This window comes from Flavilitoribacter nigricans DSM 23189 = NBRC 102662, from assembly GCF_002646595.1.
Lineage (GTDB): Bacteria > Bacteroidota > Bacteroidia > Chitinophagales > Saprospiraceae > Flavilitoribacter > Flavilitoribacter nigricans.
On the sequence record NZ_PDUD01000025.1, the window covers coordinates 121,824 to 135,567 of the forward strand.

Sequence of the window (13,744 nt, forward strand, 5' to 3'; positions counted from 1 at the left end):
CAGCTCCCGGTAGAAAGTCGGCTACTGACCGGATATTTTTCCGGATCAAAGAAAATTCCGACGATCGTTCAGGGGCTGCCACATCCTAATAAACATCAAGTAAGATGAAATTTAAAAGCGCTAAATATTCACTGCTGATCGTTGGCCTCCTGGTGCTGATGAGCTGCAATGATGATTTCCTGGAAAGGTATCCGCTGGATGAGATCAGCAACGAAACTTTCTGGAATACGGAAAATGACCTGGCGGTCTACAACAACAGTTTTTACAACCTGGCTCGTAATGATAACGATGTACCCATCCTGATGGGGCACGATGAAGGCTTCAACAGCCATAAGTTCGGGATCTGGTATACGGATGAGTATACGGACAATATTGCTCCCCGGCATTCCCGGCACACCCAATACCAGCAGGTACGTTCCGGCAAACACAATGTACCTTCCAGTGCCAATGGTGACGGGCAATGGTACGGCTATAAAGGCTGGAATTTTCTGCGGGCGATCAATGTGGGCATGGATAACTACGACCGGGCTCAGATCGATCAGGAAGTTAAGAATAAATATATCGGCGAAGCCCGGCTGTTCAGAGGCTGGTTCTTTGCGGATAAAGTGGCCAAATTCGGGGACGCTCCCTGGGTAGACCATGAATTGAACGTGGATTCGGAAGAGTTATACGCAGCGCGTACTCCCAGAGAACAGGTAATGGCCAATGTGCTGGAGGATTTGAATTTTGCCACGCAAAGCATTCCCAATGATTGGGGTGATGGCGGTGGTCCCGGACGTCTGAATCGTTGGGCTGCACTGTTGGTGAAGTCTCGCGTATGCCTTTTCGAAGGCACCTGGCGCAAATACCATGGCGGTAGCAATGCCGATATGTGGTTGCAGGAAGCTGCCGCTGCGGCTAAAGAGATCATGGACGATGGCCCGTACACGCTGTACAGTACCGGTGATCCGGAAAACGATTATAATGCCATCCACCTGATCACCGCGGATCTGACCGGCGTGCCGGAAGTAATGTACTGGCGCCGTTACGAGCTGGGTATTCTGACTAACCACGTACAAAGTTATCACCGGGGTTACAACGGTGGCGCCACCAAGAGTATAGTGGAAGATTATCTCTGCGAGGATGGACTGCCTATTACGCTGTCTCCGCTGTACCAGGGAGATGCCCAGATCGAAGACGTATTTGAAAACCGCGACCCGCGTCTGCGTCAGACGATCCTGCATCCCGATGACGTACTGAAGTATGGCTACGGCAACTTCGATACCCGCCCGTATCCCCGCCTGCGCGGTATGGAGGGTGGCCAGACGATAGAGACCGGCTACCACATCATTAAGGTGTTTGATCCGGTAACTTCCTACGCGACCTACAATACCTCCAATACGCCGGCCATTACCCTGCGTTTCGGGGAAGTGCTGCTGAACTATGCCGAAGCTATGGCCGAACTGGGTAGACTGACCCAGGAAGATCTCGACCTGAGCATCAACCGCCTGCGCGACCGGGTGGGTATGCCGCATATGGATCTCAACAACATTCCGGTGGATCCGCGCTATGTTAGCGACGATGTCTCTCCGCTGATCGTAGAGATCCGTCGCGAACGCCGGGTAGAACTTTTCATGGAAGGTTTCCGTTACGACGACCTCCGCCGCTGGAAACAGGGCAAAAAACTGGAGATCCCGAGCTACGGTATTCGTTGGGATGAAGCCGCTATGGCCCGTTATCCGAAAGCCAATGTAGTCTCTTCTCTGGTAGACGGCGTTCCCTACGTAGATATCTACAAGGGTACGGACTGGGCGAATCCCGTGTTCGACGAAAGCAAACACTATCTCTGGCCGATCCCGCTGGCGGATCTGGCGCAGAACCCGAATATCCGGCAGAACCCGGGTTGGTAAGCTGTGGCGGCAGTTGGCACAATGCGTTAGCTGTCGCTAAGGAGATAAGTGAAGACACCAATAATTGAGTGATCTCAATAGAAGAATTACCAAAATCCCTGGAATCTCATAGTGCTGAGCATTTCGGTTTATTCCGGAGATCCAGGTAAGTTTTCGGTATTAAGTTGGGAATTCGACCGGGTAGGGATGTCTTGTCAATCTGGAATGACAAGGCAGTCTTACCCGGTTTTTTTATGTCTGGTACGCTACTTATTTGCCCGGTGTACTGTAAGGATATTTAGGTGCTTTGCCGTCAATAGCATAAAGATATAGGGATCAAATCCCCATGCTATCCGGAAACTTCTAGGCTACGACTTTATCCCGATCATCATATTCTTTTAATTCAGGAGATCCGGCCCGGGGGGCTAGAGGATCCGCCGGAGTTATGCTCCTCCATAAGAATATATTCGATGGTCTCCCCTGGAACTGATCAGTCCCGTTTCAATATCCGAAGGGACTGTGCTTAAAAGAGTTCATTCTCTAAATCTAAAATTCCAATTGCGATGATACTGAAAAAGATCCGTTTGAAGCCATTTATGATTTTCCTGTTCCTGTCGCCGGTCTGGCTGATCGCTCAGGCCCACGGTGAGGGGGAGATCCCTCAACTGGAAAACCCCATGTCGGTAGAATACCTAAAGAAAAACCTGGAAAAGAAAAGTCCCCGTCTGGTCCTCAACCGGTCCATCGAAAAAGAGCTGAAGCAAAAATTAAAAACCGATCCGGTCCTGCAAAACGTCTACAAGGCCATTCAACTCAACGCGGATGAGATCCGCAAGCAACCGCTGCTCGAGCGCATTCAGATCGGTCGGCGTCTGCTTTCCGTTTCACGCGAAATGCTTTACCGGATGAATATGTTGGGCATGGTCTACCGGATTGACGGCGATAAAGCCGTTTTGGATCGGATCAACGAAGAACTGATCGCTGTGTGCAATTTCAGTGACTGGAATCCCTCCCACTATCTGGATGTCGCGGAAATGTCGATGGCCGTAGCGATCGGACTGGACTGGACGGCCGGAAAATTACCGAAGTCCACCATCGCCCTGGCCAAAAATGCATTGGTAGAAAAAGGCATCAAACCCAGCTACAACAAAAAGGGCAATACCGGTTGGGTGAATGGCACCAATAACTGGAATCAGGTTTGTCACGGCGGTATGATCGCCGCTGCCATTACCGTAGCCGAAGATGAGCCGGAACTGGCCGCCGAAACCATCCACCGCGCCCTGGAGGGCATGCCGCACGCCCTGGTGGAATACGGGCCGGACGGCGTGTATCCGGAAGGATCTACCTACTGGGGGTACGGAACCAGCTTCTCGGTTGTGACCGCGGCGATGTTCGAAAGTGCGTTTGGTACGGATTTCGGCCTGGGCGATTATCCTTCCTTTAAGGAAAGTGCCGTGTTCCGGGAATTGTGCAATGCGCCTTCCGGCTGGTATTTCAACTTCGCGGATTGTGGAGATAAGCGTAGTGAGAACGGGGATTTTACCCTGGCCTGGTTTGCTTCCAAAACGGGTAATCCCGCCTATTTCGAAAAAGAACGCTTTTTGCGACCGGCCGCCGATATGGGAAAGCTGGGCCGCACGGCGGGGGCAGCCCTGGTCTGGTTGTCCCAGTACGAATCTAAAGCCGGCGAAAAGATGCCTACGGCCTGGCAGGGTGGTGGAGCTAATCCGATCGTGATCTTTACCGGTGAGGAAAACGATCCGCATCAGTATTACTTTGGCGGCAAAGGCGGTCGCGGTATGGTCAATCACGGCAATATGGACGGTGGCTCCTTTATTTTTGAACTGAACGGCGTACGCTGGGTCGTGGATCCGGGTAACCAATCTTACCACGAACTGGAAAAGACGGGCTTTAATCTCTGGGGCCGTTGCCAGGATTGCGAACGCTGGACCTTGCTTACCAAAAATAATTACGGCCACAGCACCCTGACCATCAACAACGAACTGCATCGCACCGAAGGGCTGGCCACCATCACGGATTTTAAAGACGGAAACAAGCCGGAAGCCACCGTAGAAATGTCGGCTACTCTGGGAGATGTGGTCAAAAGTGCGGAACGACGTTTCGTGAAGGACAGTCCGACTTCCATTCTGATCGAAGACCGTATCGTTACCAACGATGCCACCAAAATGGTTAGCTGGCAACTGATGACTACCGCGGATGTGGAGATCACCAAAGGCGGAGCGGTCCTTAAACAAGATGGTAAACAACTTAAACTCGAAAATCTGTCTCATCCCGAACTGACCGTATCGGTCATTTCCCTGGATCCGGCACCCTTGGAACTGGACCGCCAAATTGAAGGTCTGAAACGAATTGAACTGCGCCTGCCCGCCTATCTGATCGAGGACGGTGAAGGTTTGATCCGGGTTCGACTGAGTGGTATGTAATCCACTTTTGTGCAATCGAAGCTCATGATCTTAACGATTGGAGCGTTCGATCCAATGCAAAACTTTGCTACAGGTTCGTCGGCCCGAAGTGGCCGACGAACCTGTCAAAATTAACGCCTGATTTTAGTCGGGCCGCACGTTTGCCTCTTACTGTATTTTATTTCCCAATTGAATTTCAAAAGCACTTTTCCTCTATTAAATCCAAAGCTTTCCATGAAACGATCTGCTTCGCTGGCCTTATTCATTTTTTGTATGTTCGGTCTGTCGGCCCAATCACCGGTCGACTGGCGGGAGTTAAAAACCGTGGACGATGTCTGCCGGGCCTATCCCAATAGAATAACCACCTTTTTCGGCACACTTGATCTCGATCGAAAAGAGCTGATAAAAGTAAAACACGCCTACGAACACGGTAAACCGGCCGCGGCCTGCCGACACCTCCTGGATTATTATAAAAATGGTGAGACTGCCGACTATCTTCGCCGTGCACTACCTCCTTCTTCGGGGCAATCGGTAGCCGCTGCGGATACCCTGAGTCAGGGTATCTTTACTTTTTACACCCAGAGAGACGAAGTGCCGCGACTGCCGGACGGCCGCCTCGACTGGACCTTCGAAGGCCCAGCCGACGATATCGAATGGGCCTGGGCGCTCAACCGACATATCTTTATGCGGAGCCTGCTGGATGCCTATTCGGAAACGGGAAATGACCGCTACGCAACGGCCCTGGATCAATACATCAAAGACTGGGTGGTCAGCAGCCTCCCGTATCCCGGCGTGAAAAGCAGCACCGCAATGTGGCGCGGACTGGAAGTAAGCTTCCGGGTGAAAAGCTGGGCCGCCGTTTTTTACGGTCTGATCAATAGTGAGGCCTTTACCGATGCTACTCGTATACTGTTGCTCACCAGTTTTCCCGAGCACGCCCACTACCTGCGGCAATTCCACGCTCAGGGCAACTGGCTGACTATGGAGTTATCCGCGCTGGCCCGCGGGGCTACCGCCTGGCCGGAATTCAAAAAATCCGGGGAGTGGCTCGAATACTCCCGGGAGACCATGACCGAAAGCTTATTGGAACAGATCTACCCGGACGGGGTGCAGACCGAACTGACGGCCCATTACCACCGGGTAGCACTGCTCAATTTTGATCTCTTCCGGAAGATCTTCCAGGAAGCCGGAGCTGCATTACCGGAGGTGTATACGGAAAAGATCGAGCAGATGTGGAATTATCTGGCGTATTCGCTGCGTCCTTCCGGAACTAACCCGCTGAACAACGATTCGGATCTGCGAAACTACCAGGCGGCTATCTCGGAGGCAGCGGATGATTTTGACCGGCCGGACTGGAAATACATCGCCACCAACGGTAAGGAGGGCCGAGCACCGCAGCGTACTTCTGTACTTTTTCCCTACGCCGGGCAGGCCGTCTTTCGCAGTGCCTACGATGCAACCGCGCACTGGACCTTTTTCGATATCGGTCCCTGGGGATCCGGTCACCAGCACAACGACAAGTTACATTTGTCCATCTCCGCTTACGGGCGGGACCTGCTCGTCGACGGCGGCCGCTTTGCCTACCGGGGCGCTTTTGCCGACAAATTCCGTCCGTACGCCCGCAGTAGTGCCAGCCATAACCTGGTGCTGATCGACGGACAGGGGCAGGGCCCCGGACCAAGGGAGACCGAAGAGGCGCTGACGGAGGATCATTTCAAAACAACGGATAGTTTTGATTATGCCTGGGGAGATTTTGACCAGTTCGAAAAAATTGAAGGTCAGGCCGGGCATACGCGGGCAGTTACCTACGTGCGGGACCAGTTTTGGGTAGTAGTGGACAAGATCGATACCGACCGACCCCGGGAGGTGAAAACACTCTGGCACTGGCATCCGGATTGCCAGGTGGAAACCGGTAAAAAAGGACAGGTGGGTACCCGTAATGCTTCGGGGAACCTGACCATTGTGCCGGTCGGCCGCAAAAAATGGAAACCCGAACAGATCAAGGGTCAAGAAAATCCCCAGCCGCAGGGATGGTACAGTGTGGAATACAACAAAGGTGAGCCGAATGTAGCCAGTATCTACACTACCCGGGTGGAAGACGGCGATGCGCTGGTCTGGCTGTTGGTCCCATCGGAAGGGGAAATGCCAAAGCTGAAGGCCAAGGTCCTTTCCCGCACTGACGAGGGTGTAAAAATGGAAGTGAAAAGCCGTACGGGCAAATGGCAATTATTCGTACCTTATGCTAACGGTGTCTTAGCCAGTTGCCAGTTTACGCCATAAATGCCTTTAGTTATGAAGACTCATTTTCCCGGGATCGTATGTTTATTGCTTTTGACCATTTGTATGGGCTTGGGGAAAGTGAAAATGGCCGCACAGGATTGCCTGCCGGAAGGGATCATTTTTGATTCCCAGGCAGGCATTGATGCTTTTGCCAACGATCATCCCGGTTGTACGACCATCCTGGGAGACGTGATCATCCAGGAAAGTACTCCCGGCAATATTAAGAATCTGAACGGCTTATCGGTGCTAACGGCTTTCGGTGATTACCTGGAGATCCACGACAACGAGGCCCTGACGGACCTGACTGGGCTGGGAAACATCGAAACAATTGCCGGAGGACTGAATATTTTCGGAAATCCCGGCCTGGAAAAGCTGACGGGGCTGGAAAAGCTGAACTTTATTGGCGGCAGCCTGCGGATAGCCCTGAATCACCAGTTACGCAGCATTGAAGCGCTGAACGAATTACAAACGGTTGTTGAAGATCTGACGGTCTCCGATAATCTGCTCCTGTCGAGCCTGTTTGGCCTGCATAAGGTAGACACCATCGGCGGCTATCTGCTGATCCTGACCAGTGGGGAACTGACGAATTTACGCGGACTGGATGCTCTGCGAGGAATCGGCAAAGGTTTACTGATAGAAAGCAATGAAAAATTGATAGACCTCCGGGGACTGGATAAGGTCACCAGTATCGGTGGGAATTGTATCATCGTGAACAACCAAAGTCTCCGCTCGCTGGACGGCCTCAATGCGGTGACGGCCATCGATGGTAAACTGCAGGTCGCCCTGAATCCCTTCCTGGAAGATCTCGTTGCCCTGAAAAAACTGAAAAGCATCAGAGGTTTATTGCAGATCTACGCCAATGTCGGTCTGAAAAGTCTTTCGGGCCTGGAAAATATAGATGCCGCGGGCATTGAAGACCTGGCGATTCTGGCCTCGGATATACTGACTGTCTGCCACGTGCAGAGCATCTGCGATTATCTGGGCCTGTCGGCCAATCAGGCATCCATCTCCATGAATGGGAACGGATGCAATGTCCGATCTCAGATCCTGGAGCGATGTCAGCGCCGGGGGACTGGGGGGAGACCCGCGCCTCCGAAAGATCCGGTGTTTTTTCCCAACCCAACCAGTGGCCTGGTTACGATTGATGCGGAGACACTGGCGGATGCGGCGACCTATGAGGTTGCCGATGCACTGGGCCGGATACTATTAGAGGGAGCACTGGAAGGAAAGCAATTTGATCTGTCCGAACTGGCGGCCGGGATCTATTTCGTGAAGATCAAAACGGAAGAACTGGAGCTGTTGCGGAAGATCGTAAAGGTCAATTGATCGCGCTTAGGGTGGCCTGACGCTTTGACCAATTTAGTAAAAAGAAAAACCAATGAGTTTAAACAAGTACCTTCTGCTGATCCTGCTGGCGGGGATGAGCCTTCCCGGCTGTTCCCCGGCTGCTTATGAGGATATATCCACGCCGACCGGGGGCAATGACCGCGAGCATCCCTTTCTCATCGTAAAAAAAGAACAGTTCCCGGCACTCCGGCAGCGGGCGGCGGCAGAGCCCTGGACCTCCATCAAAGCGGATGCCCTCCGGCGATCGGATGCCGGCTTCACCTGGAGAAATAACAATTCCCAGAATGCCTACGGCCTCCAGGATTATATTGGGGCGGCCGCGCTGGCCTACATCCTCGATGAATCGCGCACTTCCCTGCACGCGGGCCGGGTACGGGATGCTATTCTGGAACATTACGCCCGACTGGATCTGAGTGAAGACCGGGACTGGGGTGGGGTAGTACCCAACCTGGGGTCCTTTTTTGTGGCTATCCTGTCGCTGGATATTGTGTACGATGCGCTGACCCCGGAAGAGGTGCTGGCCTGCGAAAAAGTGATCACGGATCAGATCTTTATCTTAAAGCGGGAAGGTTCCTGGGCCGATGTACGTCGCGGTACGCACGGAGCCTGGGATATTTACCGGGGAGATCGTACGGAGCCGGATGATGCCTATTACGCCGGCATCATGCAGCAGGTCACCGAAGATGGCGTTTCGCCGGTTACCATTCATTACGCCTGGGAAAGAGTTGGTGGCGGGGACAGCCGTATTTCCAAATCCGGGTATATGGACGTGCTGGAATTTACGGGGATCGACCGGCGCTATTACCAAAATGAAAGATTGCAGAAATTCCACCGCTGGCTTTTCGGATCCAGTGTGAATGCAGCCAAAGAAATGGCGATCATCGGGGATATGCTGCCCACCCAGAGTCTGCACAACGACATGCTTCACCGCAGAGCGGGTAATTTTGACGAAGAAGCAGCTGCCTACGCGGCCTGGTTTCACGAAGGACGCCCGGCCCAGGGGAATATTCTCACCTATATCATTCCCCAGAATGCGTTGCCGGCACCCAAGGTACCCGAAAGCCAGTGGTACCCGAACGGCGGGGCCTTTTTCCGCGAAAAACCGGACGATCCGGACGGATTACAAGGAGTACTTTACAATATAAAAAGCCAGGATGAATGGCATACCCACCAGGAAACCAATGGTCTGGCCTTATCCGGCCTGGGTAACCGCCTCCTGGTGAACGGCGGTCGCCTGGGAGCGCCTACCCGTCCCGCACCCCTCAACAATACCCTCACTATCGATGGAAAGGAACACGCTTCCCGGCTGGGCAAAGGTATTTTGGAAGGTTTTACTACGGATCAGCTGGATTACGCCTGTGGAGCAGCGGGGCCCGCTTTGCCCGGTGATGAACATCTGCGAAGTCTGTTGCTCGTCCACGCTGAGGGCAGCGTTAGGCCGTATTTTCTGTTGCTGGACGAGGTCGTTTCCAGCCCCGGGGAAGCGGTGCACAGTTATTTTCATCCTGCGAACGAGACCCGGATTGAAACGCTCAGCGAGGGCAGCGTATATACCGCTCCAATTGATCATTATCCGACCGTTCCCGGAGCTCAGTTAGGTTTCTTTTTTGCCACCCCACCCCAGCGGGTGCAGATCGAAAAGGTGCCGGGAGCCGTTCCCGAGCGGTATGCGAATTATCCGGAACACAATCGGCTGGAAGTCATTTATCCCGCTGAGCGCGCCTTGGAGGTGCCAATCGCGACGGTATTGTTTCCCCACCGGAAAAGTGAAGCCCTACCGCCTTTTGAACGGATAACTACCGCAAAGTATCAAGGGGGCACGATCGCCCACGGCAACGGGACCAGCGATATCCTGCTCACCGGCTCCGGTTCGGATCAGCAGCAATACGGGGAGGTCCGTTTCCGGGCAAATTCCGTACTGTACCGGGAAAATAACGGTGTGCTTAACTGGTTTTTCCTCCGGCAGGGCCGGCATTTTGCTAATGGTACACTTTCGCTGGATGCGACCGCCCCGGTCAGCATTTTTATGCAAAGCAATACCGGCGCGATCACTTCCGATGGCGCAGAACTCACGCTCAAAGGCCCCGGCGTGGAAAATATTCAATTCGACGGGGCGGTTCAGGATCTGGAACGGACCAGCGGCGTTCTGCGGGTACAGCTACCGGCCGGTACCATCCGGATGCAGTGATCGGCTATTTTGAGCTCGATCCATCTAACAAACGAAAACCAACAACCAATGACACGCATTTTACTGATCATCCTCCTATGCCTCGGAGGAGACGAGCTTCGGGCCAATCCGGATCTGGAAACCATTCGCAATCGCTTTGTAGCAGAACTCATGGCGCCAACACTTGATGAGAGCAGCGTCAGAAAGATCCTGTCGGAACAGCAGGCAGACGGCACCTGGCCGGATATCAATTACCAGGATGTTTCCCGTACAGGTTTTGAACACGGTACCCATCTTTCCCGCATGGTCGAACTGAGTCGGGCCTATAAAAAAGAGGGCAATACCTATTATGACAGCAAGGTGGTAAAAACGGCCATCTATAAAGCGCTGGACTACTGGTTGGCCAACGATTTCATCTGCGACAACTGGTGGTGGAATCAGATCGGCACGCCCGACCGGATGGTGCAGACTTTCCTCATTTTTGACGACGAGTTGAGTGCAACGCAAAAAGAAAAGGCCCGACCGATCATCACCCGGGCCAATATCAATGCCTGGGGTGCCCGCCCGGGCGGCGACCGGATCAAGATCGCCGGCATCCAGGGACGTTACGCTTTATTCCTGCGGGACAGCGAAATGCTCGACGAAGCGGTAGGGGTGATCATTGAAGAGATTAAAACATCCGAAGGCCGGGGACTGCAGGTGGATATGAGTTTTCATCACCGGCACGATCGGGTTAACAATACCTTATCCTACGGGAAAGGGTACGCCGACGCTTTCGCGGACTGGGCCGTCAAGTTAAAGGGCACAAAATACCGCATCCCCGAAAAACGCCTGGCCCTGCTGATCGATTATTACCTGGATGGGATCTGCCAGATGATGCCGTACGGCAAATACCCCGACCCCGGAGCTAAAAACCGGAGTGTCAGCCGGAAGGGAACGTTGGGGAGTTACGACACGGATACTCCGGAAAAACTGAGCAGCGTCACGGATTACCGATCGGACGAACTGGAGAATATCATTGCAGTTCGTAAGGGCGCAACAAGCCCGGCCCGAGCGGCGAACCGCTTTTTCTGGCACTCGGAATATTTCAGCCACCAGCGGCCGGATTTCTTTACTTCCGCGCGGATGTATTCGCGGCGCAATCACAGTATGGAAGAACCCTACAACAGTGAAGGGCTCAAGAACCACCATCTGGGCGAAGGTTCGAATTTTATCTCCCGCACCGGCACCGAATACCAGGATATCTTTCCGGTATTGGACTGGCACAAGATACCCGGTACGACCGTCATACAGAACGACCGTTTGCCGGACCCGGACGAGATCCAGAAAAAAGGACTGAGCGATTTTGTCGGTGGCGTATCGAACGGCACCTACGGCGCGGCGGCTTTTGATTTTATCAGTCCCTACGATCCTTTGCAAGCGAAAAAAGCCTGGTTTATGTTTGACCGGGAGTTTGTTTGCCTGGGAGCCGGCATCACCGCCCGTGGTTCCGCACCGGTAGTTACCACCCTGAACCAATGTCATCTGCGGGGAGACGTTGTCGTGCACAATGCCGAGGGTACGCTGAGTCTTCCTCGCGGCACCCACGATCTGAAAAGGGTAGAATGGGTGTTGCACGACAGTATTGCGTATTTCCTACAGGCACCCGCAACGGTCCAGGTCAGTAATGAAACTGCTACCGGAAGCTGGTGGGGTATCAGTCACCAGTCTACTACCAGCCGGGAAGCGCTCCAAATGCCGGTTTTTAAATTGTGGGTAGATCATGGCTCCCGACCGGGGAATGAAAGTTATGCCTATACCGTATTGCCGGCAGTAGATGAGAAAACCGCTGCGGACTACCAGCGGGATCCGCAGGTGGAGATCCTGAGCAATACCCCCGACCTGCAGGCGGTGCGGCATCAGGGACTGCAACTTATTCAAGCGGTTTTTTATAAAAGCGGGACTCTATCCCTTGGCGATAAACTGCAGGTCCGTATGGACGGTCCGGGTATGATTATGTTGCAATTGGCGGGAGGAAAAATAAATGAGATTAGCGTGGCCGATCCGTCCCGTAAGTTCCGGACCATGCGTTTCGACATCAGCGCCCCGGTGATTACGGATCATCCGAAGGTTCGTACGGACCGCAATACTTCCAAGGGAAAAACTACATTTACCATCGAGCTGCCCCAGGACGGCTACGCGGGACAGAGTGTCACCTTTGGGGTGCAATAATCAGCTAACGACCTTATAAAAATGAAAACAAAAATGATCCAAAACACGAGTCGATCACTAGTACTGGTATGTTGCCTGTTCAGTCTCGGACTGTCCGCTCAACCGGCTGCGAGCCACAATAATCAAAAAGTGGATGGGTACCGGGGGATCTGGTTTACTCTGGGCCAGTTCTACGATTACGGCGATAAATATTCGGGAGGCCTGGGAACTTATACGGCCAAACACAAACCATTGGCTATCTACGCACCGGAAGTGGATAAAACCTTTTTTGTGTACGGCGGCACCACCGGTAAAAAGGATCGCTATCTGTTGTGTATGATCGGCAGTTATGATCACGCCCGCGACCTGGTATCCAAACCGACGGTGGTCTACGATAAAAAAGGTGTAGATGACCCCCACGATAATCCGAGCTTGCTGATCGATCCCGAAGGTTACCTCTGGGTATTCGTGAGTGGCCGGGGACGCAGTCGGCCGGGATTCAAATACCGCAGCCGGGAACCGTACAGCATTGATGGGTTTGATCTGGTAACGGAAGAGGAAATGACTTATCCCCAGCCGTGGTATCTGGACGGTAAGGGTTTTTTCCATTTCTTCACCAAATATACCGGCGTACGGGAATTGTATTACGAAACCAGCCAGGACGGCCGCAACTGGACGGAGGACCGTAAACTGTCCGGTATCATTGGTGCACCCGGGGAGAAAAGCGGACACTATCAGGTCAGTAATGCCTTTGGCGATAAGGTCGCTACCTTCTTTAGCCGACATCCCAACGGTAACGTGGACCAGCGCACCAATCTTTACTACCTGCAATCCTCTGATTTCGGAGCCAGCTGGCAGACGGCCGACGGCCAAAACGTAGCCGTTCCTCTAACGGAAGTAAAAAACCCGGCGCTGGTGCATGACTACCAGCGTGAGGGGAAGAATGTCTATCTCAAGGATCTCACCTTTACCGAAAATGGCGATCCGGTCTGCCTGTACCTGACCAGCGGTGGCCACGAGCCGGGGCCGAATAATGATCCCCGGGAATGGCGGGTGAGTCGCTGGCAGAAAGGTGGCTGGCAAACTTCGGTGATCACGACTTCCGATCACAACTACGATATGGGGAGCCTCTGGATCGATGAGGATACCTGGACGGTAGTGATCCCTTCGGGGAACGAACCCCAACTTCACGGCGGTGGGGGAGAGGTTGAGATCTGGAAAAGCGAAGACGGTGGAAAAAATTGGGAGAAGGAGCGGCGAGTCACCAAAAAGAGCAAACGCAACCACAATTACGTGCGTAAGGTGATCAACGGTAAGGCTCCCTTTCAGTTTTTCTGGGCGGACGGGAATCCGGATAAAATGAGCCAGTCGAAACTCTATTTCGGCGACTTTCAGGGCAAGGTGCGGGAACTGCCTTACAAAATGCAGAAGGACTGGATGCGTCCCCGTTGAGTTTTGCGACAGTCAGA

7 protein-coding genes are annotated in these 13,744 nt (G+C 53.3%); all 7 read left to right on the forward strand.

The features are described from left to right. The first annotated feature begins 104 nt into the window (after window positions 1–104). On the forward strand, window positions 105–1,889 hold the full coding sequence (locus CRP01_RS20970) for a RagB/SusD family nutrient uptake outer membrane protein (protein WP_099152064.1): 1,785 nt from the start codon (window positions 105–107) through the stop codon (window positions 1,887–1,889). A 563-nt stretch (window positions 1,890–2,452) separates the two neighbouring features. After that, window positions 2,453–4,312, forward strand: a complete 1,860-nt coding sequence (locus CRP01_RS20975) for a heparinase II/III domain-containing protein (RefSeq protein WP_233752727.1) — start codon at window positions 2,453–2,455, stop codon at window positions 4,310–4,312. Window positions 4,313–4,525: 213 nt separating this feature from the next. Further along, on the forward strand, window positions 4,526–6,571 hold the full coding sequence (locus CRP01_RS20980; RefSeq protein ID WP_222845784.1) for an alginate lyase family protein: 2,046 nt from the start codon (window positions 4,526–4,528) through the stop codon (window positions 6,569–6,571). A gap of 12 nt (window positions 6,572–6,583) precedes the next feature. Then, on the forward strand, window positions 6,584–7,897 hold the full coding sequence (locus CRP01_RS20985; RefSeq protein ID WP_170110475.1) for a T9SS type A sorting domain-containing protein: 1,314 nt from the start codon (window positions 6,584–6,586) through the stop codon (window positions 7,895–7,897). 52 nt (window positions 7,898–7,949) lie between these two features. Continuing rightward, the gene (locus CRP01_RS20990) at window positions 7,950–10,106 is read left to right on the forward strand and encodes a hypothetical protein (RefSeq protein ID WP_099152067.1); all 2,157 of its coding nucleotides are present in this window, start codon (window positions 7,950–7,952) and stop codon (window positions 10,104–10,106) included. A 48-nt stretch (window positions 10,107–10,154) separates the two neighbouring features. Next, window positions 10,155–12,296 (forward strand): polysaccharide lyase family 8 super-sandwich domain-containing protein, encoded by a 2,142-nt coding sequence (locus CRP01_RS20995; RefSeq protein ID WP_099152068.1) that lies wholly within the window; start codon window positions 10,155–10,157, stop codon window positions 12,294–12,296. 33 nt (window positions 12,297–12,329) lie between these two features. After that, a complete protein-coding gene (locus CRP01_RS21000) occupies window positions 12,330–13,727 on the forward strand; it encodes a BNR-4 repeat-containing protein (protein WP_099152069.1) in 1,398 nt (465 codons plus the stop codon). The last annotated feature ends 17 nt before the right edge of the window (window positions 13,728–13,744 follow it).